The organism is Enterobacter sp. CP102, assembly GCF_025152625.1.
Classification (GTDB): domain Bacteria; phylum Pseudomonadota; class Gammaproteobacteria; order Enterobacterales; family Enterobacteriaceae; genus Enterobacter; species Enterobacter soli.
Genome location: NZ_CP104014.1, coordinates 4,703,706 through 4,728,669 on the forward strand (window position 1 = coordinate 4,703,706; position 24,964 = coordinate 4,728,669).

The 24,964-nt window shown below is 52.0% G+C and carries 25 protein-coding genes and 1 rRNA gene; 12 read left to right on the plus strand and 14 right to left on the minus strand.

From position 1 onward, the window contains the following. Positions 1-2 precede the first annotated feature (2 nt). From fdxH to fdhE, 3 genes are read left to right on the plus strand one after another with little or no spacing between them, the layout of a single operon-like run. Positions 3-905, plus strand: a complete 903-nt coding sequence (gene fdxH, locus N1249_RS22210) for a formate dehydrogenase subunit beta (RefSeq protein ID WP_014072386.1) — start codon at positions 3-5, stop codon at positions 903-905. Further along, positions 902-1,537, plus strand: a complete 636-nt coding sequence (gene fdoI, locus N1249_RS22215; protein ID WP_008501832.1) for a formate dehydrogenase cytochrome b556 subunit — start codon at positions 902-904, stop codon at positions 1,535-1,537. Before fdxH ends, fdoI begins: the two co-directional genes overlap by 4 nt. Beyond that, the gene (gene fdhE / locus N1249_RS22220; protein WP_014072388.1) at positions 1,534-2,463 is read left to right on the plus strand and encodes a formate dehydrogenase accessory protein FdhE; all 930 of its coding nucleotides are present in this window, start codon (positions 1,534-1,536) and stop codon (positions 2,461-2,463) included. The genes fdoI and fdhE overlap by 4 nt, the downstream gene beginning before the upstream one ends. Before the next feature lie 41 nt (positions 2,464-2,504). On the opposite strand, the gene nadS is transcribed toward fdhE, so the two are convergent. Beyond that, positions 2,505-2,795 carry a NadS family protein gene (nadS, locus tag N1249_RS22225; RefSeq protein WP_259833479.1) on the minus strand — a complete coding sequence of 97 codons (291 nt, stop codon included), beginning with the start codon at positions 2,793-2,795 and terminating at the stop codon, positions 2,505-2,507. Beyond that, on the minus strand, positions 2,796-3,107 hold the full coding sequence (locus tag N1249_RS22230) for a type II toxin-antitoxin system RelE/ParE family toxin (protein WP_259833481.1): 312 nt from the start codon (positions 3,105-3,107) through the stop codon (positions 2,796-2,798). Between the two features lie 229 nt (positions 3,108-3,336). On the opposite strand from N1249_RS22230, the gene N1249_RS22235 reads away from it, so the two are divergent. Further along, entirely contained in the window at positions 3,337-4,254 is a 918-nt protein-coding gene (locus tag N1249_RS22235) for an alpha/beta hydrolase (protein WP_259833483.1), read from the plus strand. Between the two features lie 16 nt (positions 4,255-4,270). Here the strand turns inward: N1249_RS22235 and fabY are convergent, their stop codons facing one another. The 5 genes from fabY to typA form a co-directional block, all read right to left on the minus strand. After that, on the minus strand, positions 4,271-5,212 hold the full coding sequence (fabY, locus tag N1249_RS22240) for a fatty acid biosynthesis protein FabY (RefSeq protein ID WP_259833486.1): 942 nt from the start codon (positions 5,210-5,212) through the stop codon (positions 4,271-4,273). 44 nt (positions 5,213-5,256) lie between these two features. Continuing rightward, complete coding sequence (dtd, locus tag N1249_RS22245) at positions 5,257-5,694, minus strand: D-aminoacyl-tRNA deacylase (protein ID WP_014072393.1); 438 nt, start codon at positions 5,692-5,694, stop codon at positions 5,257-5,259. Further along, entirely contained in the window at positions 5,691-6,572 is an 882-nt protein-coding gene (locus N1249_RS22250) for a virulence factor BrkB family protein (protein ID WP_259833488.1), read from the minus strand. The genes dtd and N1249_RS22250 overlap by 4 nt, the downstream gene beginning before the upstream one ends. After that, positions 6,566-7,165 carry a glucose-1-phosphatase gene (yihX, locus tag N1249_RS22255; RefSeq protein WP_014072395.1) on the minus strand — a complete coding sequence of 200 codons (600 nt, stop codon included), beginning with the start codon at positions 7,163-7,165 and terminating at the stop codon, positions 6,566-6,568. Before yihX ends, N1249_RS22250 begins: the two co-directional genes overlap by 7 nt. A gap of 134 nt (positions 7,166-7,299) precedes the next feature. Beyond that, positions 7,300-9,123, minus strand: a complete 1,824-nt coding sequence (gene typA / locus N1249_RS22260; protein WP_259833491.1) for a ribosome-dependent GTPase TypA — start codon at positions 9,121-9,123, stop codon at positions 7,300-7,302. Between the two features lie 378 nt (positions 9,124-9,501). On the opposite strand from typA, the gene glnA reads away from it, so the two are divergent. The 4 genes from glnA (at position 9,502) to N1249_RS22280 (ending at position 13,790) form a co-directional block, all read left to right on the plus strand. Beyond that, positions 9,502-10,911, plus strand: coding sequence for a glutamate--ammonia ligase (gene glnA / locus N1249_RS22265; protein WP_014072406.1), 1,410 nt, complete (start codon positions 9,502-9,504; stop codon positions 10,909-10,911). A 185-nt stretch (positions 10,912-11,096) separates the two neighbouring features. After that, positions 11,097-12,146 (plus strand): nitrogen regulation protein NR(II), encoded by a 1,050-nt coding sequence (gene glnL, locus N1249_RS22270; protein WP_014072407.1) that lies wholly within the window; start codon positions 11,097-11,099, stop codon positions 12,144-12,146. A gap of 11 nt (positions 12,147-12,157) precedes the next feature. Continuing rightward, the gene (gene glnG / locus N1249_RS22275) at positions 12,158-13,570 is read left to right on the plus strand and encodes a nitrogen regulation protein NR(I) (protein ID WP_182063041.1); all 1,413 of its coding nucleotides are present in this window, start codon (positions 12,158-12,160) and stop codon (positions 13,568-13,570) included. A gap of 109 nt (positions 13,571-13,679) precedes the next feature. Next, the gene (locus tag N1249_RS22280; protein WP_125358805.1) at positions 13,680-13,790 is read left to right on the plus strand and encodes a YshB family small membrane protein; all 111 of its coding nucleotides are present in this window, start codon (positions 13,680-13,682) and stop codon (positions 13,788-13,790) included. 62 nt (positions 13,791-13,852) lie between these two features. On the opposite strand, the gene hemN is transcribed toward N1249_RS22280, so the two are convergent. Beyond that, the gene (gene hemN / locus N1249_RS22285) at positions 13,853-15,226 is read right to left on the minus strand and encodes an oxygen-independent coproporphyrinogen III oxidase (RefSeq protein WP_259833497.1); all 1,374 of its coding nucleotides are present in this window, start codon (positions 15,224-15,226) and stop codon (positions 13,853-13,855) included. Between the two features lie 188 nt (positions 15,227-15,414). Further along, on the minus strand, positions 15,415-15,930 hold the full coding sequence (gene yihI / locus N1249_RS22290; protein WP_259833499.1) for a Der GTPase-activating protein YihI: 516 nt from the start codon (positions 15,928-15,930) through the stop codon (positions 15,415-15,417). A 580-nt stretch (positions 15,931-16,510) separates the two neighbouring features. Here yihI and yihA point away from each other — a divergent pair. Continuing rightward, entirely contained in the window at positions 16,511-17,140 is a 630-nt protein-coding gene (yihA, locus tag N1249_RS22295) for a ribosome biogenesis GTP-binding protein YihA/YsxC (RefSeq protein ID WP_259833503.1), read from the plus strand. 312 nt (positions 17,141-17,452) lie between these two features. Here yihA and polA read toward each other — a convergent pair whose 3' ends face one another. Further along, a complete protein-coding gene (gene polA / locus N1249_RS22300; RefSeq protein WP_259833505.1) occupies positions 17,453-20,242 on the minus strand; it encodes a DNA polymerase I in 2,790 nt (929 codons plus the stop codon). 438 nt (positions 20,243-20,680) lie between these two features. Here polA and N1249_RS22305 point away from each other — a divergent pair, with 438 nt between their 5' ends. Then, positions 20,681-21,589 carry an acyltransferase gene (locus N1249_RS22305; protein WP_259833507.1) on the plus strand — a complete coding sequence of 303 codons (909 nt, stop codon included), beginning with the start codon at positions 20,681-20,683 and terminating at the stop codon, positions 21,587-21,589. A gap of 15 nt (positions 21,590-21,604) precedes the next feature. On the opposite strand, the gene dsbA is transcribed toward N1249_RS22305, so the two are convergent. The 3 genes from dsbA to N1249_RS22320 all read right to left on the minus strand — a co-directional run bounded on the left by dsbA (position 21,605) and on the right by N1249_RS22320 (position 23,587). Continuing rightward, the gene (gene dsbA / locus N1249_RS22310; RefSeq protein ID WP_014072416.1) at positions 21,605-22,228 is read right to left on the minus strand and encodes a thiol:disulfide interchange protein DsbA; all 624 of its coding nucleotides are present in this window, start codon (positions 22,226-22,228) and stop codon (positions 21,605-21,607) included. Positions 22,229-22,255: 27 nt separating this feature from the next. Beyond that, a complete protein-coding gene (locus N1249_RS22315; protein ID WP_259833512.1) occupies positions 22,256-23,242 on the minus strand; it encodes a serine/threonine protein kinase in 987 nt (328 codons plus the stop codon). A 75-nt stretch (positions 23,243-23,317) separates the two neighbouring features. Next, positions 23,318-23,587, minus strand: coding sequence for a YihD family protein (locus N1249_RS22320; RefSeq protein WP_014072418.1), 270 nt, complete (start codon positions 23,585-23,587; stop codon positions 23,318-23,320). A gap of 68 nt (positions 23,588-23,655) precedes the next feature. On the opposite strand from N1249_RS22320, the gene mobA reads away from it, so the two are divergent. Continuing rightward, positions 23,656-24,240, plus strand: a complete 585-nt coding sequence (gene mobA, locus N1249_RS22325; protein ID WP_259833515.1) for a molybdenum cofactor guanylyltransferase MobA — start codon at positions 23,656-23,658, stop codon at positions 24,238-24,240. Next, a complete protein-coding gene (gene mobB / locus N1249_RS22330; RefSeq protein WP_259833518.1) occupies positions 24,237-24,740 on the plus strand; it encodes a molybdopterin-guanine dinucleotide biosynthesis protein MobB in 504 nt (167 codons plus the stop codon). Before mobA ends, mobB begins: the two co-directional genes overlap by 4 nt. 99 nt (positions 24,741-24,839) lie before the next feature. Here the strand turns inward: mobB and rrf are convergent. Beyond that, a 5S ribosomal RNA gene (gene rrf / locus N1249_RS22335) occupies positions 24,840-24,955 on the minus strand. Positions 24,956-24,964: the final 9 nt, after the last annotated feature.

Sequence of the window (24,964 nt, forward strand, 5' to 3'; positions counted from 1 at the left end):
TTATGGCTTATCAATCGCAAGACATTATTCGTCGTTCCGCGACTAACGGTTTCACTCCCGCGCCTCAGGCGCGGGACCACCAGCAGGAAGTGGCGAAGCTTATCGACGTGACCACCTGTATCGGCTGTAAAGCCTGTCAGGTGGCCTGCTCGGAGTGGAACGACATTCGTGATGAAGTCGGTCACAACGTCGGGGTGTACGACAACCCGGCGGACCTGACCGCCAAGTCCTGGACGGTAATGCGTTTCTCGGAAGTGGAGCAGAACGACAAACTGGAATGGCTTATCCGCAAAGACGGCTGTATGCACTGTGCGGATCCGGGCTGCCTGAAGGCGTGCCCTTCAGAAGGCGCTATCATTCAGTATGCCAACGGTATCGTCGACTTCCAGTCCGAGCAGTGCATTGGCTGCGGCTACTGCATCGCTGGCTGTCCGTTCGACGTGCCGCGACTGAACCCGGAAGACAACCGCGTCTACAAATGTACGCTGTGTGTTGACCGCGTAAACGTCGGCCAGGAGCCAGCCTGCGTGAAGACCTGCCCAACCGGCGCTATCCACTTTGGTTCTAAAGAGGATATGAAAACGCTAGCGGCAGAACGCGTGGGTGAGCTGAAAACCCGTGGTTACGACAACGCAGGCCTGTACGATCCGGCCGGGGTTGGCGGTACGCACGTGATGTACGTGCTGCACCACGCCGACAAGCCGAATCTGTACCACGGCCTGCCGGAGAACCCTGAAATCAGCGCGACCGTTAAGTTCTGGAAAGGCATCTGGAAACCGCTGGCAGCGGTCGGTTTTGCTGCCACCTTCGCGGCAAGCATCTTCCACTACGTCGGTGTCGGTCCGAACCGTGCGGAAGAGGAAGACGATAACCTGCATGAAGAGAAAGACGAGGTGCGCAAATGAGAAAACGTGACACCATCGTGCGCTATACCGCGCCGGAGCGAATCAACCACTGGGTCACCGCCTTCTGCTTCATGCTGGCGGCGATAAGCGGACTGGGGTTCTTCTTCCCGTCCTTCAACTGGCTGATGCAGATCATGGGGACACCACAGCTGGCGCGTATACTGCACCCGTTTGTTGGCGTCATCATGTTCGCGTCGTTCATCATCATGTTTTTCCGATACTGGCACCATAACCTAATCAATCGGGATGATATCTTTTGGGCGAAGAATATTCGTAAGATCGTCGTCAACGAGGAAGTGGGTGATACCGGGCGTTATAACTTCGGCCAGAAATGCGTATTCTGGGCGGCGATTATCTTCCTGGTGCTGTTGCTGGTGAGCGGTGTGATCATCTGGCGTCCGTATTTTGCGCCTGCTTTCTCAATCCCGGTGATCCGATTTGCGCTGATGCTGCATTCATTTGCCGCAGTGGCGTTAATTGTGGTTATCATGGTGCATATTTACGCCGCCCTTTGGGTGAAAGGCACCATTACCGCGATGGTGGAAGGATGGGTAACCAGTACGTGGGCGAAGAAACACCACCCGCGCTGGTACCGTGAGGTCCGCCAGAAACAGGAAAAGTCATCTGAATGAGTATTCGCATAATCCCGCAAGATGAGCTGGGTTCGAGCGAAAAACGTACGGCGGAATATATTCCGCCGTTGTTATTCCCCAGACTCAAGAACCTCTATAACCGCCGCGCAGAGCGTCTGCGCGAGCTGGCAGAGAACAATCCTCTGGGCGACTTTTTGCGCTTTGCCGCGCTGATTGCCCACGCACAGGAAGTGGTGCTGTACGACCACCCTCTGCAAATGGATCTCACCGCGCGCATCAAAGAAGCCAATGAGCAGGGTAAACCGCCATTGGATATTCACGTGTTGCCGCGCGACAAACACTGGCACAAGCTGCTGCATTCGCTGATTGCTGAGCTGAAGCCGGAGATGAGTGGCACTGCGCTGGCAGTGATCGAGAACCTGGAAAAAGCGTCTGACATGGAGCTGGAAGAGATGGCGAGCGCGCTGTTTGCTTCCGACTTTACGCTTGTCAGCAGCGATAAAGCCCCGTTTATCTGGGCTGCGCTGTCGCTTTACTGGGCACAAATGGCCAGCCTGATCCCAGGCAAAGCCCGCGCCGAATATGGCGAAGCGCGTCAGTTCTGCCCAGTGTGCGGTTCAATGCCGGTGTCCAGCATGGTGCAGATCGGTACGACCCAGGGGCTGCGCTACCTGCACTGCAACCTGTGCGAAACCGAATGGCATGTGGTGCGCGTGAAGTGCAGCAACTGCGAGCAGACCCGCGATTTGAACTACTGGTCGCTGGAAAACGAAGAAGCGGCAGTGAAAGCCGAAAGCTGCGGCGACTGCGGCACTTACCTGAAGATCCTGTATCAGGAAAAAGACCCGAAAGTCGAAGCGGTTGCCGACGATCTCGCCTCGCTGATTCTGGACGCAAAAATGGAGCAAGAGGGCTTTGCCCGTAGCTCTATCAACCCGTTCCTGTTCCCGGGTGAAGGGGAGTAGTCTCCATTTTAGCCCGGTAGGCTATTTTGCCGCCGGGCTAACTAATGCGAGAGCGCAGGGATAACATGTTGAGGATCATTAGCAATTGCACGCAGCAGTGCTTGAGCCGGTCCTGTGGGTGAGCGTCTGCCTTGTTCCCAATTGCGTAAGGTATCGACGCTGACAGAGATTAAATTTGCAAATTTACTCTGTGACAATCCGGACGCCTGACGGATTTCTTTAATTTTCATCGCATCAATTTGAAACGTCCGCGACGGATCTCGTCTGCCCTCGGCAATTTCATTCATTTGGGCCATGCTTTGGGTTAACCGCTCAAACAGCGCCTTGTCCATTTACCACCTCTCAATAATCTTTTTCAGTACGGCTTTCTCAGTTGCCGACAGATCATCTTTGATTCCTTTGCGGTAGATAAGCAGTAACCTAATTTCAAACTCACGCGTACGATGAAAATAGATGACCCGGACTCCACCACGCTTTCCCTTACCCCCAGCAAGCCAACGAATCTTTCGTAAGCCTCCTGTATTCTGGATCAGATCGCCATAATCAGGTTGCATAGCCAGGAATACCTGAAGTTTACGGTATTCATCGTCATCCAGTAACAATTTGACGTCTTCAGTGAAAATTTCCGTTTCAATGAACAGCATAAAATATACGCCATTGGCTTATAGTAACAAACTCCCAATGTACGTCAATGACGTACCCTCTCCCTTATTACGCTATTAAGATAAAGTGAAAAAATCCACGCTTACCATGAGCGACATGTAGCCTTTGCGAGCCGCTTTCCAGAATCGACTTCCCATGCAAATCCTCTGTTTTCTTCCGCCATAATCCAGGTTATAACACTGTATATCCATACAGAAAAAAGGCATTTACATGGCGCTGGAAAAGGGTATAGATAAACTGGTTCAGGATTTTATTGCCGCAGGAAGGCCCGCTTCGAGTAGCCAGAGTATTGATGACCGGAGAGCGGGATATCTCGCCAGTACGGTGCTCGCCGGGGAGACAGAAACGCGCATAACGGTTGAAAAACTTGAACGTGAAGGTATGACTTTCCAGGTCTACTCACCACGTAACGCGGCCAAATTACTGCCCACCGTTATTTATTATCACGGTGGCTGTTTTATCAGCGGCGGGTTTGAGACACATGACAATCAGCTCCGCCAGCTGGCGTATTACGGTAACTGTCGCGTGATTGCCATAAAATACAGGCTGGCGCCAGAACATACCTTTCCGGCAGCACATGATGATGCGGAAAAAGGGGCAAATCTGGTACGGAAGTATGCAGATACGTTTGGAGTGGATACAAGCCGGATCACCCTCTGCGGAGACAGTGCAGGAGGCCATCTGGCGCTGGTGACGTCACTACGGCTCAAGAAGGCAGGAGTCTGGCTACCCGCACAGTTGATTCTTATCTATCCCATGCTTGATGCGACCGCCAGGTCCGAGAGCTACACCCGCAATGGCCTCGATTATGTCATCACTCGCGATACGCTGCTGAGCGGCTTTGAAATGTATCTGGCTGATACCGAAAAGCTTCATCCTGAAGCCAGCCCGCTATGGCGAGATGATTTGAACGGTCTACCGCCTGTACACATTATTACTGCCGAATTTGATCCGCTATGCGATGAGGGAGAAATACTCTATCAGTATCTGACAGAACAAGGCGTGGAGTGTACGGCTCAGCGCTGGCTGGGCGTGATCCACGGCTTCTTTCAGCTTGGCGGTATCAGCCTGTCAGCACGGGATGTCATACGAGATATCGCACGGCGAATTCATCCAGCCCGGCAATAAACCGGGCTGGACGAGATTACTCTTCCTCGTTCCCACCCTCTTCATACGCGCCAAACGGCTTCGCAGGGAGAACGATGTAGGTACCTTCAAATACCGCGCCCGATGTGTCGTCACCAAAAAGCTCAACCTGCATCTGCACGCGGGCTTTGCGGCCACGCGCCAGGCGGTCAAGGTCGCCACCGAGCGAACCCAGATCGGCAACGGCACTTGGCTTACCGCTTATCGGTGCGCTGTAGCGAATGTGGGCATCGGCAAGAATGATGGTGCCACCAAGATGGCGCTCGCGCAGCATCAGCCAGATAAGCCCCCAGCCAGTGAGCGTGGCCAGTGAGAAAAGACTGCCTGCAAACAGCGTGTGGTGTGGGTTTTGATTGCCGATTTCCGGCATCGTGGTAATGAATTTTTGCCCCGTATACTGCTGGATACGGACACCCATTTTTTCACTCAGCGGGATGTGCTGATACCAGGCCTGTTGTAGCTGTCCGCACCAGTCTGCGCGATGCAAAATATCATCCAGCGTGGCAACGGGTTTAATCATCAGGAAATGGCGAACCGGAGTAGTTTGTGGTGTCGTGATTTCACCCTGGTTAACAAAACCCAGCTTGGCGAAAAACTCCACGGCATCTTCACGGGCGCTACAGGTCACGCGCTTTACGCCTTCCTGCCGGGCGACGGACTCCAGCGTCATCGCCATCAGCGTGCCCAGACCTTTGTCCTGTACTGAAGGATGCACTGCCATAAAACGAATGGAGGCTTCATTATCGGCGTTAATGTACAAACGCCCAACGGCGACGAGGTTACCCTCTTCATCCACCACCATCTGGTGATGCGCCATTGCATCCCAGGCGTCACGTTCAGAGCCCTGAGGCTGATGTAATGGCTTACGCAGCATTTCCCAGCGGAAATGGTAGTAAACGTCTAACTCTTCTTCTGTTTGCGGTACTCGAAGGTGATACATAGCTGTACTCTCTCTTGTTACCCGCGGCCACGCCGCCAGCTGGCTCATACCTGGAGCCAGAAAGTGACGGGGCCATCGTTCACCAGCGAAACCTGCATATCCGCAGCGAATCGTCCGGTTTGCGTATTCATTTCCTGTTGGCGACAACGCTCAACAAAATACTCATAAAGCGCTTCTGCACGGTCCGGTGCTGCTCCTCTGGAGAACCCCGGGCGCATTCCGCGCTCGGTGTCCGCAGCAAGCGTAAATTGCGACACCACCAGCACGCTGCCTCCCGCCTGCTGGACGTTGAGGTTCATCTTCCCTTCTGCATCGCTAAAGATGCGGTAGCCCAGCACACGCTCACACAAGCGGTTGGCTTTTTGTTCGTCATCTTCCTTTTCGACACCTAACAACACTAAAAGTCCTGGGCCAATTTCACCCGTCACCTCTCCCTCCACGGTGACGCTGGCACGGGTTACGCGCTGTATCAATGCAATCATGGTTGGTCTGCTTCTTGTTGTTTTTCAGCTTCTGCTGTTTTTCTGAGTTCGCGATATATTCCGAGAGTGACAGTTATTTCGGCGCCAAGCAAGACGATACACCAGGTCCAGTACACCCAGACAAACAAAATGGGGATCACCGCCAGCACACCGTAGATCAGCTGATAAGACGGGAACATGGTGATATAAAGGGCAAATCCTTTTTTCCCCAGTTCAAAAAGTACTGCCGCCACCAGCGCGCCTAACACAGCATCGCGATTGGGTACGCGTGTGGTCGGGACCACGCTGTACAGCAGCCAGAACGAGAGCCAGGACAACACTAGCGGGAAAAGGCGCAACACATTGTCGATAACGCCATTTAGCTCACTGGCCCAGCGCAACGAGAGCAGATAAGAGCTTATCGCCAGGCTCGCCCCCGCCAGCAGCGGCCCAAGTGTCAAAATCATCCAGTAAACGGCAAAAGAGTACACTCTGGGTCGAATCCGCTTACTGCGCCAGATAGTGTTCAGCGCACTATCAATGGCATACATCAGCAGTAACGCCGTCACGATCAGCCCACAGGCCCCAACGGCGGTCATCTTGTTGGAATTAGCAACAAACTGCTCGATGTAATTCTGAATCACATCCCCGGTGGCCGGAATAAAGTTAGCAAAAATGAAATGACGCAGCTGCAGGCTCACATCTGCAAACATCGGGAATGCAGAAAAAAGGGCAAAAACAACCGCCACCAGCGGCACTAACGAGAGCAACGACACATAGGCAAGATTGCCCGCCAGTGTCGTCATGTTGTCCTCATCAATGCGATGCCAGAGAAGTTTCAGCCACGACCTGAGCGGGCGGGTATGGTGAGCGGCTTTTTGATGAACGTTTTTTAGCATAACTGCTTCGCGAAATAGTTGGGTATCGTCTCTTTTCCGGTCACCAGAATTGACGTGATACCTAACTGGTTAGCTCCCTCTATATTATCGGCGTTGTCGTCAAAAAAGACCGCATCCGCCGCTGAGTACCCTTCTGCCTGCAATACAGCCTGATAAATTCGCGCCTCAGGTTTGCGCATTCCCATCTCCTGGGAAAGATAGACGTGATCCGCTGCGGCATTTACCTCAGGGTATTCATCTGGCCAGAATGTCGTGTGCAGACGGTTGGTATTTGACAGGACCACCACACGGTGCCCTTGTTTGCGAAGTTTGTTCATGATGTCGGTGACTTCCGGGCGGATCGCCACAAAAACAGCCTGCCAGCCGTGAGCAAACTGCTCGTAACTTAATGACAGGTCCATTTCGTGACAAAAGCGCTCGGCAAACTCTTCATCACTGATTTCACCGCGCTCATGCTGATGGAAAGTCTCACTCATCGCGAAGCTCTGTTTTAATGTTGCCAGCGGAACGCGGCTAAAGTCGCTCCATGCGCCCAGCACCCGATTAAAATCGATATCGACGATTACATTTCCTAAGTCAAAGATATAAAGCATGTTTATCTCCTTTTCGCCGTGGAAAAGTAACTGTAGCGGGAAAGATAAGCTTTGGCTATGAACTGCGACATAACGCAGAAAAAGAAAAACCCCGCCACAAAGGACGGGGTTTTGCAGACTAAAAGAAGCGTAAATTAGTCTTCTTTAGGACCGCGCATCGCACGTTTACGATCGTTCTCGGTCAGGTGACGTTTACGGATACGAATTGACTGTGGAGTCACTTCTACCAGTTCGTCATCATCGATGAATTCCAGAGCTTGCTCCAGGGTCATCTTGACTGGTGGAACCAGAACCGTTGCTTCGTCAGTACCGGACGCACGCATGTTGGTCAGTTTCTTACCGGTCAGGCAGTTTACAGTCAGGTCGTTAGAACGACTGTGAATACCGATGATCTGGCCTTCGTAAACTTCAGCACCGTGACCCAGGAACAGCTTACCGCGGTCCTGAAGGCTGAACAGTGCGAACGCAACCGCTTTACCCTGACCGTTGGAGATCAGAACGCCGTTGTTACGCTGGCCCACGTCGCCTGGACGAACGTCGTCGTAGTGGCTGAAGGTGGAGTACAGCAGACCAGTACCAGAAGTCATAGTCATGAACTCTGAACGGAAGCCGATCAGACCACGGCTTGGGATCACGTAGTCGAGACGTACGCGGCCTTTGCCATCTGGATTCATGTTTTTCAGGTCGCCTTTACGCTCACCCAGAGCCTGCATGACAGAACCCTGGTGCTGCTCTTCAACGTCCAGCGTTACGTTTTCGAACGGCTCTTGTTTACGGCCGTCGATTTCGCGGAAGATAACTTTCGGACGGGAAACCGCCATTTCGAAACCTTCACGACGCATGTTTTCGATCAGAACAGACAGGTGCAGCTCACCACGACCGGAAACGCGGAATGCGTCTGCATCCGGAGTTTCTTCAACGCGCAGCGCAACGTTGTGCACCAGCTCTTTGTTCAGGCGGTCAAGGATCTGACGAGAGGTAACGAACTTACCTTCTTTACCACAGAACGGAGAGGTGTTGACGTTGAAGAACATGGAAACGGTTGGTTCATCAACAGACAGGGCTGGCAGCGCTTCAACCGCCTGCGGATCGCAGATGGTGTCAGAGATGTTCAGTTCACCCAGACCGGTGATGGCGATGATGTCGCCCGCTTCAGCGATGTCGCTCTCGATACGCTCAAGACCCAGGTGAGTCAGTACTTTACCGACTTTACCGTTACGGGTTTTGCCTTCGCTATCGATGATAGTAACCTGCTGGTTAGGCTTAACTTTACCGCGCTTGATACGACCAATACCGATTACGCCAACATAGTTGTTGTAGTCGAGCTGAGAGATCTGCATCTGCAGGGTGCCGTCGAGATCAACGCTTGGTGCAGGAACACGGTCAACAATCGCCTGGTACAGCGGGGTCATGTCTTCAGCCATGTCTTCGTGGTCCAGACCGGCGATACCGTTCAGCGCAGAAGCGTAAACGATAGGGAAGTCCAGCTGCTCGTCGGTCGCGTCGAGGTTTACGAACAGGTCGAATACCTGGTCAACAACCCAGTCAGGACGCGCGCCAGGACGGTCAACTTTGTTAATTACAACGATTGGCTTCAGACCGTGGGCAAATGCCTTTTTGGTCACGAAGCGCGTCTGCGGCATTGGGCCATCCATTGCGTCAACGACCAGCAGAACGGAGTCTACCATGGACATTACACGTTCAACTTCACCACCGAAGTCGGCGTGCCCTGGGGTATCAACGATGTTGATACGGTAGTCATTCCATTTAATCGCGGTGTTTTTCGCGAGGATGGTAATCCCACGCTCTTTCTCCAAATCGTTGGAGTCCATCACGCGTTCTTGGGTTTCGGCACGAGCATCAAACGTACCGGATTGCTGCAGCAGCTTATCAACCAGGGTAGTTTTACCATGGTCAACGTGCGCGATGATGGCGATGTTACGCAAATTTTCGATCACAACTTTGCCTCAGGCATTTAGAAATAGCGCGTTATTGTACACGGATTAATCGCACTACAAAACAGGATCACAAACATCCCCCGCAAACAAGTATTGCAGAGATGCTTTGTGATCGCTTTCACGGAGCGGTAAAAGGGCTCTTTAACGTAAATTGCACCAATATAGTGCTCAATGTTCACATTGAAGCACTATACTGGTGCAACAAATCCATTGTGGTGCAGCCCTTTTGCACTATGGTGCGCATGATAACGCCTTTTTGGGGTGTTTTAAAAGTTGGCACAGATTTCGCTTTATAAAAAATACATGGCAACAGCCAGTACAAACAGAAATTGAAGACCTCGTTACCACGACGACAATGACCAATCTGGAGAGTTAAGTATGTCCGCTGAACACGTTTTGACGATGCTGAACGAACATGAAGTGAAGTTTGTTGATCTGCGCTTCACCGATACCAAAGGTAAAGAACAGCACGTCACTATTCCTGCTCATCAGGTGAACGCCGAATTCTTTGAAGAAGGCAAAATGTTTGACGGCTCCTCCATTGGTGGCTGGAAAGGCATTAACGAATCCGACATGGTTCTGATGCCGGACGCGACTACTGCGCTCATTGACCCGTTCTTCGAAGAGCCAACTCTGATCATCCGTTGCGATATCCTCGAGCCAGGTACACTGCAAGGTTACGACCGTGACCCACGCTCCATCGCTAAGCGCGCAGAAGAGTACCTGCGTTCTACCGGCATCGCAGACACCGTTCTGTTCGGGCCAGAGCCAGAGTTCTTCCTGTTCGACGACATCCGTTTTGGTGCTTCAATTTCTGGTTCCCACGTTGCTATCGATGATATCGAAGGCGCATGGAACTCCTCCACCAAATACGAAGGTGGTAACAAAGGTCACCGTCCAGGCGTGAAAGGCGGTTACTTCCCGGTTCCTCCGGTCGATTCTTCACAGGACATCCGTTCTACCATGTGTCTGATCATGGAAGAGATGGGACTGGTTGTTGAAGCGCATCACCACGAAGTGGCGACCGCTGGCCAGAACGAAATCGCTACCCGCTTCAACACCATGACCAAAAAAGCGGATGAGATTCAGATCTACAAATACGTTGTGCACAACGTTGCGCACCGTTTCGGTAAAACTGCGACCTTCATGCCAAAACCAATGTTTGGCGACAACGGTTCCGGTATGCACTGCCACATGTCTCTGTCCAAGAACGGTACTAACCTGTTCTCTGGCGACAAATATGCGGGTCTGTCTGAGCAGGCGCTGCACTACATCGGTGGTGTTATCAAACACGCTAAAGCGATCAACGCCCTGGCGAACCCAACCACCAACTCCTACAAGCGTCTGGTCCCAGGCTATGAAGCTCCAGTAATGCTGGCTTACTCTGCCCGTAACCGTTCTGCTTCTATCCGTATCCCGGTGGTTGCTTCTCCAAAAGCGCGTCGTATCGAAGTTCGCTTCCCGGACCCGGCAGCTAACCCATACCTGTGCTTCGCAGCTCTGCTGATGGCTGGTCTTGACGGTATCAAGAACAAGATCCACCCAGGCGAAGCAATGGACAAAAACCTGTATGACCTGCCGCCAGAAGAAGCGAAAGAGATCCCACAGGTTGCCGGTTCTCTGGAAGAAGCACTGCAAGCGCTGGACGCTGACCGCGAGTTCCTGACTGCGGGTGGTGTGTTCACTGACGAAGCTATCGATGCATACATCGCGCTGCGTATCGAAGAGAACGACCGTGTGCGTATGACTCCGCACCCAGTTGAATTCGAACTGTACTACAGCGTTTAAGTTTTAACGGGTTTCGCGCGACCTTTACGCGCGATCCCGAAAGCTGTTTTTTTGTTGCCGTGGAAACTTTCAGCCCATCTTCGGATGGGCTTTTTTCTCCACCAACAACCTGATCTCACGCGCTTTTTACGCCGAAAAAGCTATACTGCACTAAATTAGTGCAAACAACTCCAGGAGACTGCTGAATGGCAACTGGCACGCTGCCCGATGCTGGGCAGATCCTCAATTCTTTAATTAACAGTATCTTGTTGGTCGACGATGAGCTGGCCGTGCATTACGCCAACCCGGCGGCGCAGCAACTGCTTGCCCAGAGCGCACGCAAACTGTTTGGTACACCGCTCCCGGAATTGTTGAGCTACTTTTCGCTGAATATTGGCCTGATGCAGGAAAGTTTGCAGGCCGGTCAGGGGTTCACCGATAACGAAGTGACTCTGGTGATAGACGGGCGTTCCCATATTCTTTCGCTGACGGCACAGCGCCTTCCTGAGGGGCTTATTCTGCTCGAGATGGCGCCGATGGATAATCAGCGTCGCCTTAGCCAGGAACAACTCCAACATGCCCAGCAGATCGCTGCCCGGGATTTGGTACGTGGCCTGGCCCATGAAATCAAAAACCCGCTGGGTGGTTTGCGCGGCGCAGCACAGCTGTTGACCAAAGCACTCCCCGACCCTGCGCTTGCCGAGTACACCAACGTCATCATTGAGCAGGCAGACCGTCTGCGCAATCTGGTCGACAGACTGCTTGGGCCGCAGCAACCGGGAATGCACGTTTCAGAAAGCATTCATAAAGTGGCCGAGCGGGTGGTGAAACTCGTGTCGATGGAGCTTCCGGAAAACGTCACGCTGGTGCGCGATTACGATCCAAGCCTGCCAGAACTGGCGCACGATCCTGACCAGATTGAACAGGTTCTTCTGAATATCGTGCGTAATGCCCTTCAGGCGCTGGGACCTGATGGCGGAGAAATTATTCTGCGTACCCGCACCGCTTTCCAGTTAACGCTGCATGGCGTGCGCTACCGACTGGCGGCGAGAATCGACGTTGAGGATAACGGGCCTGGCATCCCATCGCATCTTCAGGACACCTTGTTCTACCCGATGGTGAGCGGCCGCGAAGGCGGTACAGGGCTGGGGTTATCCATTGCCCGCAATTTGATTGATCAACACTCTGGCAAAATTGAATTTACCAGTTGGCCGGGTCATACCGAGTTTTCGGTTTACCTGCCAATTAAAAAATAAAGGTGACGTGTATGCAACGAGGGATAGTCTGGGTAGTCGATGACGATAGCTCCATCCGTTGGGTGCTTGAACGCGCACTCACGGGAGCGGGATTAAGCTGCACGACGTTTGAGAGCGGCAGCGACGTGCTTGATGCACTCACCACCAAAACCCCGGATGTTTTGCTGTCAGATATTCGGATGCCGGGTATGGACGGGCTGGCGCTCTTAAAACAGATCAAACAACGCCACCCAATGCTTCCGGTCATCATAATGACTGCCCACTCCGATCTGGATGCCGCCGTCAGTGCGTACCAGCAAGGGGCATTCGATTATCTGCCAAAACCCTTTGATATCGACGAAGCGGTCGCCCTGGTTGAGCGTGCCATCAGCCACTACCAGGAGCAGCAACAGCCCCGCAATGCGCCCGTTTTTGGCCCAACGACGGACATCATTGGCGAAGCGCCTGCCATGCAGGACGTGTTTCGCATTATCGGTCGTTTGTCCCGCTCTTCCATTAGCGTATTGATTAACGGTGAATCAGGAACCGGTAAAGAGCTGGTTGCCCATGCGTTACACCGGCATAGCCCGCGGGCGAAAGCGCCGTTTATCGCCCTGAACATGGCGGCGATCCCGAAGGATTTGATTGAGTCGGAACTGTTCGGCCATGAAAAAGGGGCCTTTACCGGCGCGAACACGATTCGCCAGGGGCGCTTTGAACAGGCCGACGGCGGGACACTTTTCCTGGATGAAATCGGCGATATGCCGCTGGATGTTCAGACCCGCCTGCTTCGCGTGCTGGCTGACGGGCAGTTCTATCGCGTGGGGGGTTATGCTCCCGTAAAAGTAGACGTGCGCATTATTGCCGCCACGCACCAGAACCTGGAGCAGCGCGTTCAGGAAGGCAAATTCCGTGAAGACTTGTTCCATCGTCTGAACGTGATCCGCGTTCACCTGCCGCCGCTGCGCGAGCGTCGCGAGGATATTCCTCGTCTGGCGCGCCACTTCCTGCAGGTTGCTGCACGTGAGCTGGGCGTGGAGGCAAAACTGCTCCACCCGGAAACCGATGCCGCCCTCACCCGCCTGGCCTGGCCTGGCAACGTGCGTCAGCTTGAAAATACCTGTCGCTGGTTGACGGTCATGGCCGCCGGCCAGGAAGTGCTGATTCAGGATTTACCGGGCGAGCTGTTCGAAGCCACCGCCCCGGAAAGCAGCACCGGACACGCACTGCCAGACAGCTGGGCGACACTTCTGGCGCAATGGGCGGACCGCGCGCTGCGTTCCGGTCATCAAAACTTGCTTTCAGAGGCTCAGCCAGAGATGGAGCGCACGCTGTTAACCACTGCGCTTCGTCATACTCAGGGCCATAAACAGGAAGCGGCTCGATTACTGGGATGGGGACGCAATACCCTGACACGTAAGCTGAAAGAGCTGGGAATGGAGTGATTTTTACCGCTGTGTAAAGATGACGAATTGAGCGCAAATTGCCGTTATTTTGCGCTTTACTGTTCCGATGAGTTTTGTATGATCGTGCCCGGAAATTGGGGGGACCATCATGCTGGAATCATTAGTGAATTTGCTCTCGAGCGGAGCAGCCGAAAGCCACACGCCGCAAACCGCCGTTGCTGCGGTATTGTGTGCGGCGCTGGTTGGGCTGTTTAGCTAGCGGGTTTGAACGTAAAAGCCGGGTGGCGGCTTCGCCTTACCCGGCCTATACAACCCTGCCGTTTAAATCACCCGGGAGAACTGCTGCAGACGCGCTTTCTGGCGCAAGTACGCATCGAAGCACATGCAGATATTACGAATCAGCAAACGTCCTTTCGGCGTAACCTCAATCGCACTCTCCGAAATATCCACCAGCCCATCTTTCGCCAGCGGAGCAAGCAGCTTCAGGTCTTCCGCAAAGTAATCTCTGAACTGCAGATCCCATTGCGCTTCCACCTCGCTGAAATCGAGGCGGAAATTACAGATAAGCGCCTTAATCACATCGCGGCGAATACAGTCATCACGGGTTAACGCGATACCGCGCCACAGGGCATTTCCGGTTTCATCGACTTGCTGATAGTACTGTTTTAACTCTTTCTGGTTCTGCGCGTAGCAGTCGCCAATCATGCTGATGGCTGAAACGCCCATCCCCAGTAAATCGGTATCGCCCTGAGTGGTGTAGCCCTGGAAGTTGCGGTGCAACACGCCTTCACGCTGGGCAATCGCCAGCTCATCGTCCGGGCGAGCAAAGTGATCCATACCAATAAACTGATAACCGGTATCGGTCAGCGAAGTGATGGTTTCCTGCAAAATATCCAGCTTCTGTTGGGCGGAAGGCAGATCCGCATCCTTGATTTTGCGCTGCGCGGCGAACAACGTCGGCAGGTGCGCATAGTTAAAGACACTGAGGCGGTCGGGATTGAGCTCGGCCACACGCTTCAGCGTAAAGGCGAAGCTCTCTGGCGTTTGTTTTGGCAGGCCGTAAATCAGGTCAATATTAGTCGACGTAAAGCCGATATCACGCGCATGGTTCAGCAAGGCAAAGATGAAGTCTTCATCCTGCTCACGGTTCACCAGACGCTGTACTTCTTTGTTGAAATCCTGCACGCCCATACTCAGGCGGTTGAAACCTTCAGCGCGTAAGTGATCCAGTACATCCAGCTCAATTTCACGCGGATCGACTTCGATCGAGATTTCAGCGTCATCATTAAAATTGAAGTTGCCGCGCAGCAACTTCATCAGTCGGCTAATTTGCGCTTTGTTGAGATAGGTTGGCGTACCGCCGCCCCAGTGCAGCTGGCTGACGTGGCGTCCGGCAAAGAGAGGCGCACGATGCAGGATTTCTTGTTCGAGCGCATCCAGATATTGATCGGCCTTGTGCTGCTGGCGGGTAACTATTTTATTGCAGCCACAGAAGTAGCAGAGCTTATGGCAGAACGGAATATGGACGTAGAGCGAAAGCGGGCGCTCAGGATAGCGCGCAACAGCCTGAAGAAATTCAGGTTCGCCGAAGGTATCGGTAAACTCCAGCGCGGTTGGGTATGACGTATAACGTGGCCCGGAATAGTTATATTTCTGGATTAGGGCCAAATCCCAGTCGATAGATGGTACAGACATGCTCACTCCTTCCGTTGGTGTCGCGTTCGTATACGGCGGCCCGTTCTGGCCCCGTTGCGGGCCATCATTCGGGTGCGCAGCCACTTCTGTCGCCGCGACAACCGCCGTAGTTTAACGAATAACCACACCAGATAACATATAACCGGAAGGGTTATAAGCAGGACTATCGTACCTGCCGGGTGCAAATGTTAGTTTCCACCCTTCAGAAGACGCATCATATCTTCCTGCTTCTCTTCTTCTTCTTCGTCATCTTCATCGTCGTAAGACAGACCAAGTTTCTGCATCAGCTCATCGATACGATCCAGTTTGGCATCAACCCACGATTGCTCTTCAGCGGTTAAGGCTTCTCCCTCTTCAAGACGTTCCAGCAGCGCGTCCAGGCGCTCATCGTTCTCCAGCAAATCCAGCTCAGCCTGCGGTGAAAGCATAGGTTTCTCGCTCTTTGGTTTGTGCTGCTTAGTGACCGGGGTGTCTGTCACGCCCAGTTGAATGGGAGTTTTACTGCCGATACGCGGATCTTTCTGCTGCGTGTTTTTCGCAGAAGAAGACGATGCACCGCTACCGCTCGCACGGCTGCCCGCAGCGTGACCACGATGCTTTTTATCGCGTTTGCGATCGCGCGCTTCCTGGTTCAGTTCTTCGCGCGTTTTACGGCGTGCTTTTGCAGGACGTTTAGCGCCTGCTGCGGAGGTCGGTTTTTTCATGGTGTATTGTCTTTAAGCCGTTTTCATCAGTATAGAATTGCGGCGAAATCTAGCAGAAAGCAAGCAAAGAAAAAAGGCGACAGAGCAATCTGTCGCCTTTTTTCCTGACTCACAACCCTTAACGGGTCAGACATTCCATGTTTGCCAACAACAAACCCTGTTTTATCCTTTGGCTGATACCGTCCGTGTACGGTTCCCTTTCCTGTTTTAAACGCCTCCAGGCGCTCGTCATCCTGACAATCCTGAGTCTTCGCCTCCTGGCGCTCCTGACCCTTATCCTTAAGTCGTTATCCTGTTGGCATCCTCGCCTTGCCGCACACTTTACCTTGTTCTATTAAACTAACAAGCAACAGAAAGGTACAAAAGTGGATTTTAAGAAAATTACCCATATTTAACTTTATGATTTTAAATAGTTTGTGTTTTTTAACACCTGCGATTTCTCTGAGATCTCCCATAGCATCTATGGCGGATTTCCTACACCTGCTGCGGTTATGGCCTACAGGGTTATCACGATGAGAAAAGCCTTTTGCCCGCATTCAGGTATAATCCCCCACAGATTACGATTTTTGGAGACGACCACGTGACTACCTGGAACTACCAACAGACGCATTTTGTCACCAGTGCGCCTGATATTCGCCACTTGCCTTCTGATACAGGGATTGAAGTGGCATTTGCTGGCCGCTCCAATGCGGGGAAATCCAGCGCCCTGAATGCGCTGACCAATCAGAAAAGCCTGGCGCGTACGTCAAAAACGCCTGGCCGTACTCAGTTGATTAACCTGTTTGAAGTGGCAGACGGCAAACGTCTGGTCGACTTGCCAGGCTATGGTTACGCGCAAGTGCCGGAAGAGATGAAGATCAAATGGCAACGCGCGCTGGGTGAATACCTCGAAAAACGCCAGTGCCTGAAAGGTCTTGTGGTTCTGATGGATATTCGCCATCCACTGAAAGACCTCGATCAGCAAATGATCGACTGGGCAGTGGCGAGTGATATTGCGGTACTCGTCCTGTTGACGAAAGCCGACAAACTGGCGAGCGGGGCACGTAAAGCGCAGGTGAACATGGTTCGCGAAGCGGTGCTGGCGTTTAATGGCGATGTGCAGGTTGAGCCATTCTCCTCGCTGAAAAAGCAGGGTGTCGACAAACTGCGTCAGAAGCTTGATAGCTGGTTCAACGAGCTGGAGCCCGCGACAGAAGCGGAAGAAGAGTAATAAAGCGCGCGGCAATGTCCGCGCTTTTTTTTGCCCATAATTTTCTTTGGCGCAATAAAAAACGCCCCAGTCATTACTGACTGGGGCGGCTAAAATATTCAGCCAAATCCGATTACGTGAAGTAAAAGGTCTGAAAGATAGAACATCTTACCTCTGTACCCTACGTCGTTAACTCTACTCTTTTTTTATCGATCGAAAAAGCACTTTTCGTAGTTTTTTTTCATTCTTTACATAGGGAATTCTAATGATCATCACAAAACGCACCTGGTTATGTTGCTAAGTTACATAAAAGGCACGTTATTCGCCTGACCCTTAGTGAGCTTGATCCCAGTTTTCCCCACTCCCCACTTCCACCAGCAATGGCACATCCAGTTTCATGCTGCTTTCCATCAGTTCGTGGATCTTTTTCGAGACTGCGGCAAGGTCATCTTTATGCACTTCGAACACCAGTTCATCGTGCACCTGCATGATCATACGCACACGCGGTTTCTCATGTTCCAGCCAGGCATCAACAGCAATCATTGCCCGTTTAATGATGTCAGCCGCTGTACCTTGCATCGGGGCGTTGATCGCTGCACGCTCTGCGCCGGCACGGCGGGCTGCATTGCTGGATTTTATATCAGGCAGATAAAGACGACGGCCTTCCAGCGTTTCAACGTAGCCTTTCTCTTTCGCCTGGGCGCGGGTACGCTCCATATAGTCCAGCACACCCGGGTAACGCTCGAAGTAGAGATCCATATACTTCTGCGACTCTTTACGCGGAATGTTGAGCTGACGTGAAAGCCCGAATGCGCTCATGCCATAAATCAGACCGAAGTTGATCGCTTTTGCACTACGGCGCTGCTCGTTGGTCACGCTTTCCAGCGGCAGGCCAAACACCTCTGCGGCGGTAGCGCGGTGAATATCCTTCCCTTCGGCAAACGCGGTCAGCAAACCTTTGTCACGCGACAGATGCGCCATAATACGCAGTTCAATTTGCGAGTAGTCCGCAGAGACAATCAGGTAATCATCCGGGGCGATAAACGCCTGGCGAATACGACGCCCCTCTTCATTACGAACTGGGATGTTTTGCAGGTTTGGATCGGTCGATGACAGTCGCCCGGTTGCAGCAACCGCCTGATGATAAGAGGTATGCACACGCCCCGTTTTCGGGTTAATCATCAACGGCAGCTTATCGGTGTAGGTCGATTTAAGCTTCGCCAGACCGCGATACTCGAGGATAACTTTTGGCAGTGGATAATCCAGCGCCAGCTCTTCCAGCACCTCTTCAGAGGTCGATGGTGCGCCGCCTGGGGTTTTCTTCAATGGCTTGATGCCCTGTTTTTCAAACAGGATCGTTTGCAGCTGTTTAGGCGATGACAGGTTAAACGCCTCACCGGCCAGCTCATGCGCTTTTTGCTCAAGCTCGGTCAGACGTTGCGCCAGCTCACCCGAGTGGTTATGCAGCACCGTTGGGTCAATTTTCACGCCGTTGCGTTCAATACGGGACAACACCGGCACCAGCGGCATTTCGATATGCTGGAATACGTTCAGCGGGCCTTCGTTCTTCTGGAGCTTTGGCCACATCTTCAGATGCAGTTGCAGCGTTACGTCGGCATCTTCTGCCGCATAGCGACCCGCCTCTTCCAGCGCAATCTGGTTGAAGGTCAGCTGGTTTTTACCCTTCCCGGCAATCTCTTCAAAGGTAATGGTTTTGTGCTTCAGCCAGCGATCGGACAAGGAGTCCATATCATGACGGCCTGCAACGCTATCCAGAATGTAGGATTCCAGCATGGTGTCGAAGGCGATACCGCGCAACTCGATACCGTAGTTTTGCAGGATGCCACGGTCATATTTGAGGTTTTGTCCCACCTTAAGGACTTTGTCGTCTTCAAGGAGAGGTTTGAGCAATTCCAGCACACGCTCGCGAGGAATTTGATCCGGCGCGTCCAGGTAGTCATGCGCCACAGGGACATATGCCGCCAGACCCGGCTCCGTTGCAAACGAGAGACCAACCATATTGGCCGAGATGTTGTCGAGGCTGTCCGTCTCAGTATCGAACGCGAAGACCGGTGCCTTCTTCAGCTTTTCAATCCACGCAATTAACTGTGCTTCTTCAAGCAGGGTTTCATAGTGTTCAGAAGACAGGGCGCTCACCTGCTCTTCTTCCACTTCAACCTCAACCTCGATGGTTTCTTTTGGTTTAGCCGCAGGTTTAGCACCCTTCGCCTGCATCCATTTACCTGCTTCTACATCTGTCGTCCAGCGTTTGAATTCGTATTTTTTAAACAGACTGAGCAGATCGTCCGCTGACGGTTGCTGCACTTCAAGTTGCTCGCAACCCAGCTCCAGCTCAACGTCCGTTTTGATGGTTGCCAGTTTATAAGAGAGGTAAGCCAGATCTTTATTTTGCTCAAGCTTAGCTGCCATCGTCTTCGCGCCGCGGAATGTCAGGCTCGCGATTTTATCTGATTCGCCGTAAAGCGTGTCCAGCCCGCCAAGCCCTTGTAACAACGCCTGAGCCGTCTTTTCACCCACACCCGGTACGCCCGGAATGTTATCGGAGGAGTCGCCCATTAAGGCGAGGAAATCGATGATCAACTCTGGCGGCACACCGTATTTGGAGACAACTTCTTCTGGCCCCAGAATGGTGTTCGTCATGGTGTTAATCAGGGTGATGCCTGGAGTCACCAGCTGCGCCATATCTTTATCGCCGGTACTGATAAGCACAGGACGGCCCAGTTTTTCGGCTTCACGCGCCAGCGTGCCGATAACGTCATCAGCCTCTACCCCGGACACCGCCAGCAGCGGCAGACCCATCGCTTTCACCATTGTGTGCAGCGGCTCTATCTGTGCGCGCAGATCGTCAGGCATTGGCGGACGATGAGACTTGTAGTTTTCGAATAATTCATCACGGAAGGTTTTGCCCTTCGCATCAAAAACAACGGCCGCATGGGTCGGTTGATACTGAAGGATCAGGCTGCGCAGCATGTTTAACACGCCATACATCGCGCCGGTAGGCTCTCCTGCGCTATTGGTCAGAGGAGGAAACGCATGATACGCCCGATACAGGTAAGAAGAGCCGTCGACGAGAATAAGAGGGTTTTCTGGGATCTGAACCATAATGTCCGTGCCTTTAATCAATTTATGGGTAAAGGATGCCACAGAAGGATGAAAACATCAGTTTTTAGCGCCGATTACAGAAAAAGATTTTGCGATCGTGAGGATCGCTCGCAAATTTCAATCTGTGGATAAGTTTGTGTATATTTTTGCTTCATATGAATAACAGCCATAAAAATTATATACAGCATTCTATTTTTATATTTAATATCAGTTAGTTGATTATTGATCCGGGATCTCTTTCGTCAACTGATGACAATTTACTCCATGTGGATATAAGCCTTGCTATTCCCACCATCATAGTGGAATCGTCTGCTGTTGAGTAAAAGCCTCAGGCTCGCGGTATGAAAGCGCCATTATTCTGTCTGTTTTCTGGTAAAATCAGCGCCCAGCGCCGGAAACCGGCCGCACCTTACAGCTAACTATCTGAAAAAGCTCATTATGTTGAGATTACTCGCTGCGATAACATTACTGTTAAGCATCATTTTAACTATTCTGGTTACCATCGCCTGTTCTGTGCCGATTATTGTCGCCGGAATAATTAAACTGCTGTTGCCTGTTCCCGCAGTCTGGCGAGCGGTTTCTGCATTTTGTAATGTCATGATGTACTGCTGGTGCGAAGGTTTGGCCATACTGCTCTACCTGAACCCGCGTCTGAAGTGGGATGTCGAAGGCCTGGACAGACTGAACAAAAAGAACTGGTATTTGCTGATCTGCAATCACCATAGCTGGGCAGATATCGTGGTTTTATGCGTGTTGTTCCGCAAACATATCCCGATGAACAAATACTTCCTGAAACAGCAGCTAGCCTGGGTGCCTTTTATTGGTCTGGCCTGCTGGGCGCTGGATATGCCGTTTATGAAGCGCTATTCGCGCAGCTATCTGATCCGTCATCCTGAACGCCGCGGTAAAGATGTCGAAACCACGCGTCGCTCATGCGAAAAGTTTCGGGCACATCCGACGACCATCGTTAACTTTGTTGAAGGCTCGCGTTTTACAGAAGATAAACGCCAGCAAACGCGATCACCTTATCAGAACTTATTACCACCGAAGGCCGCAGGTATTGCGATGGCGCTTAACGTATTAGGGGAACAGTTCGATAAGCTGCTTAACGTCACCTTATGCTACCCGGAAAACGATAAGACGCCATTCTACGATATGCTCAGCGGCAAGCTGACGCGAATCGTTGTGCGAGTCGATCTGGTGCCTGTGGATGCAGAGCTGCATGGTGATTACGTTAACGATAAGAATTTCAAACGTCGTTTCCAGCTTTGGCTCAATACACTCTGGAAAGATAAAGACGAGCAGATAAACAACATAAAATCTTCATACAAAAACGCCGGTCAGTGACCGGCGTTTTTTTTCTTACTTCTTCTCAACCAGGTATTTCACGGTATCTGCATACTGTTGTACGAAGATATCCATGCTGCTGGTATCCATGCCCTGCATGTTCAGCTGGTATTTGCCGTTAACATACATCGCCGGAACACCCTGCAATTGCAGGTCGGCTGCGGCTTTCTCTTGCTGAGCAACCAGTGATTTCACCACGAAGCTGTTCCAGGCTGCGTCATAATCTTCGCCCTTCACACCCGCATCAACGAATACCTTACGGATATCGGCAGTGGTTTGCACAGTCTGGGTTTTCTGTACGGCTTCAAACATTGGGGAGGAGATCTTGTCTTCCACACCCAGAGCAATGGCAACTGCCCACGCCTGAGTCAGGTCTTTGCCCAGTGGGCCCAGGAACTCAACGTGGTACTTGGTCATTTTGGTGCCTTCTGGCAGCTTTTTCTTCACGTTGTCGGAAACATGCAGCACCTGCTCGAACTCGTAGCAGTGTGGGCAATAGAACGAGAAGAACTCCAGAACCTGTGGCTCACCCGCTACTGGCTTCTCGAGTGTGATGAACTGCTTGCCGTCGGTAAACTGAGCAGCAGAAGCGCTAAATGCCAGAATCATACCTGCCAGCGCCAGCCAAATTTTTTTCATGATCAACTTTCTCCTGGGTGTGTCCAATTAATACATCGGCGTTAATTGCAGAGGGGGTTCCTGAAGAACCTTAACCTGCTCGGTAAATGTGGATATCTGGTTGCGCCAGTAATCCTCCCCGGTAAGCCACGGGAAATTTCGGGGAAATGCGGGGTCATCCCAACGCCTGATTAACCATGCGAGATAATAAACAAAACGCATCGCACGTAAAGGTTCAATCAGGGCAATTTCGTCTGAATTAAAGGGGCTAAACTCTTCATAAGCTTCAATGATGGTTTCAAGCTGCATACGCTGCTCGGCTTTGTCTCCATTGAGCAGCATCCACAGATCCTGAACGGCAGGCCCCATTCGGGCATCGTCCAGGTCAACAAACAGTGGGCCATCACGCCAGAGAATATTACCGGCATGGCAATCCCCATGCAGACGAAGCACTGGAATATCGTCGCGCCAGCATGACGTCACCGCATCGATAAGTTTATCCGTCGCAACGAGAAAATTATCTTTCAGCATTACCGGAATAAGCGCTGACGATTCGAATACCTGACGTGGCTCCAGAAGATATTCCTGAATGCTCATTGTCGGGCGCGCAATAAACGGTTTTTTACGGCCAGTCTGATGGATTCGCCCAAGATAACGCGCCACCCATTCCATTTGATCGATATTATCGGCTTCGAACTGGCGGCCGCCCAGGCTGGGAAATACAGCAAAGTAGAAGCCCTGGTGGGTGAGCAATGTCTGGTTATTGAATTTCAGCGGTGCGGCAACAGGGACATCGTCCTCCAGCAGATCGTGGGCAAACTGATGTTCTTCCTGAATTTGTTCCGCGGACCAGCGCTCAGGACGATAGAATTTAACGACAAAACGCTGCCGATCCTCATCCTGAAATTGATAGACGCGGTTTTCGTAGCTATTTAAGGGAGTTAACCCGGAATCCACCCGAATACCCTGCTCAAAGAGGGCATCCATAATGGTGTCCGGGTGCAATGTCTGGAAAGTAAAAGCCTGGTCGTTCATCCGATCATCCGGAAATTATACGAATGATTCAGGATATCATCTTGTGGCGATTTCGGAGTCGCCGCTTACAAGCTTTTACTCTTTAATTACGCCACGTGCGCGCAGTAATGCGGTTTTAAAATCTTCCTCATAATCTTTCTGAATACCCGGAATAACAGCATCTTTTGCGGAGTCGCGCATTTTAAGGTGATAGATCAGGATGTCATCAGAAAGGTCCGTCAATTCACCGTCATAACCTGACTCTTTCGCCAGTTTCTGCAAAAATTGCATCAGATTCAGCTCTGGCTCTTTTTGCCAGGCCGGCTGGAGGAGTTCAATAACTTCATTCAGACGTTTACATTTCATGGTGGTGCTCCTTTCATTTAGAAAGACACGTTAGCAGGGTCAATCCCACAATAAAAGAGGCGATATTCGTGAATCGACATCAGGAAATTACCGGAGTCGTTCTGGCAGGTGGAAGAGCAACGCGCATGGAGGGGAAAGATAAGGGGCTTGAGGCGCTAAATGGAAAGCCCTTATGGAAACATGTCGCCGATACCCTGTCAGACCAGGTGGCATCAATCGCCATTAGCGCTAACCGCAATATTGATATTTATCAGCGCAGTGGGTTTACCGTCTATCAGGATAACCTTGCGGATTACCCGGGCCCTTTGGCGGGAATGCTCTCGGTGATGCAGCAATCCCAGGGGGAGTGGTTTCTCTTTTGCTCGTGCGATACGCCTTTTATTCCGTCTTGCCTGGTTGAGCGTCTGGCGCGACAACGAGGTGAATCCCCCGTTGTCTGGGTGCATGATGGTGAACGGGATCACCCGACAATTGCATTAATTAACAAAAAGTTAGTCCCTGATTTGCAAACATATCTTGCTGCAGGAGAACGGCGGGTGATGGTATTTATGCGCCAGTCTGGCGGGCATTCCGTTGATTTTAGCGATCTAAAGTCGGCGTTTATTAATGTGAACACAACGGAAGATCTTCAGATGATGCAGGTGAAAGAATGACACCGGTTTTAGCCATTTCAGCCTGGAGTGGAACAGGTAAAACCACGCTCCTGAAAAAACTGATACCCGCTCTTTGCGGCAAAGGGATCCGCCCGGGGTTAATCAAACATACTCATCACAATATGGACGTCGATAAACCCGGCAAAGACAGCTACGAACTTCGCAAAGCAGGTGCTGCGCAGACGATGGTGGCCAGTAGCCAGCGCTGGGCACTAATGACAGAAACGCCTGATGAAGCACCGCTGGATCTCGCTTATCTGGTCGGTCGGATGGATCATTCGTTGCTGGATTTGGTCCTGGTAGAAGGATTTAAGCGTGAAGCCGTGCCGAAAATACTGCTTTTCAGACGCGATGCTGGGCACGATATCGCTGAATTAACGCTGGATGAACATGTTATTGCAGTGGCCAGCGATATCGGGTTAGAGCTGCCTGTACCGGTGCTGGATTTGAATGATGTGGATGGAATTGCAGAGTTTATTGTGACGTGGAGTGCGGTCTGACTTGCCGGGTGGCGGCTTTGCCTTACCCGGCCTGCAAAAAACGGTGGTTCGTAAACGCAAAAAGGCCATCCTTTCGGATGGCCTCTCTACTTATTTGATGCCTGGCAGTTCCCTACTCTCACATGGGGAGACCCCACACTACCATCGGCGCTACGGCGTTTCACTTCTGAGTTCGGCATGGGGTCAGGTGGGACCACCGCGCTAAAGCCGCCAGGCAAATTCTG

Bases quoted from the DNA above. Each gene is read 5' to 3' on its own strand.
- fdxH (WP_014072386.1), top strand. From the start codon at position 3: ATGGCTTATCAATCGCAAGACATTATTCGTCGTTCCGCGACTAACGGT.
- fdoI (WP_008501832.1), top strand. From the start codon at position 902: ATGAGAAAACGTGACACCATCGTGCGCTATACCGCGCCGGAGCGAATC.
- fdhE (WP_014072388.1), top strand. From the start codon at position 1,534: ATGAGTATTCGCATAATCCCGCAAGATGAGCTGGGTTCGAGCGAAAAA.
- nadS (WP_259833479.1), bottom strand. From the start codon at position 2,795: ATGGACAAGGCGCTGTTTGAGCGGTTAACCCAAAGCATGGCCCAAATG.
- N1249_RS22230 (WP_259833481.1), bottom strand. From the start codon at position 3,107: ATGCTGTTCATTGAAACGGAAATTTTCACTGAAGACGTCAAATTGTTA.
- N1249_RS22235 (WP_259833483.1), top strand. From the start codon at position 3,337: ATGGCGCTGGAAAAGGGTATAGATAAACTGGTTCAGGATTTTATTGCC.
- fabY (WP_259833486.1), bottom strand. From the start codon at position 5,212: ATGTATCACCTTCGAGTACCGCAAACAGAAGAAGAGTTAGACGTTTAC.
- dtd (WP_014072393.1), bottom strand. From the start codon at position 5,694: ATGATTGCATTGATACAGCGCGTAACCCGTGCCAGCGTCACCGTGGAG.
- N1249_RS22250 (WP_259833488.1), bottom strand. From the start codon at position 6,572: ATGCTAAAAAACGTTCATCAAAAAGCCGCTCACCATACCCGCCCGCTC.
- yihX (WP_014072395.1), bottom strand. From the start codon at position 7,165: ATGCTTTATATCTTTGACTTAGGAAATGTAATCGTCGATATCGATTTT.
- glnA (WP_014072406.1), top strand. From the start codon at position 9,502: ATGTCCGCTGAACACGTTTTGACGATGCTGAACGAACATGAAGTGAAG.
- glnL (WP_014072407.1), top strand. From the start codon at position 11,097: ATGGCAACTGGCACGCTGCCCGATGCTGGGCAGATCCTCAATTCTTTA.
- glnG (WP_182063041.1), top strand. From the start codon at position 12,158: ATGCAACGAGGGATAGTCTGGGTAGTCGATGACGATAGCTCCATCCGT.
- N1249_RS22280 (WP_125358805.1), top strand. From the start codon at position 13,680: ATGCTGGAATCATTAGTGAATTTGCTCTCGAGCGGAGCAGCCGAAAGC.
- hemN (WP_259833497.1), bottom strand. From the start codon at position 15,226: ATGTCTGTACCATCTATCGACTGGGATTTGGCCCTAATCCAGAAATAT.
- yihI (WP_259833499.1), bottom strand. From the start codon at position 15,930: ATGAAAAAACCGACCTCCGCAGCAGGCGCTAAACGTCCTGCAAAAGCA.
- polA (WP_259833505.1), bottom strand. From the start codon at position 20,242: ATGGTTCAGATCCCAGAAAACCCTCTTATTCTCGTCGACGGCTCTTCT.
- N1249_RS22305 (WP_259833507.1), top strand. From the start codon at position 20,681: ATGTTGAGATTACTCGCTGCGATAACATTACTGTTAAGCATCATTTTA.
- dsbA (WP_014072416.1), bottom strand. From the start codon at position 22,228: ATGAAAAAAATTTGGCTGGCGCTGGCAGGTATGATTCTGGCATTTAGC.
- N1249_RS22315 (WP_259833512.1), bottom strand. From the start codon at position 23,242: ATGAACGACCAGGCTTTTACTTTCCAGACATTGCACCCGGACACCATT.
- N1249_RS22320 (WP_014072418.1), bottom strand. From the start codon at position 23,587: ATGAAATGTAAACGTCTGAATGAAGTTATTGAACTCCTCCAGCCGGCC.
- mobB (WP_259833518.1), top strand. From the start codon at position 24,237: ATGACACCGGTTTTAGCCATTTCAGCCTGGAGTGGAACAGGTAAAACC.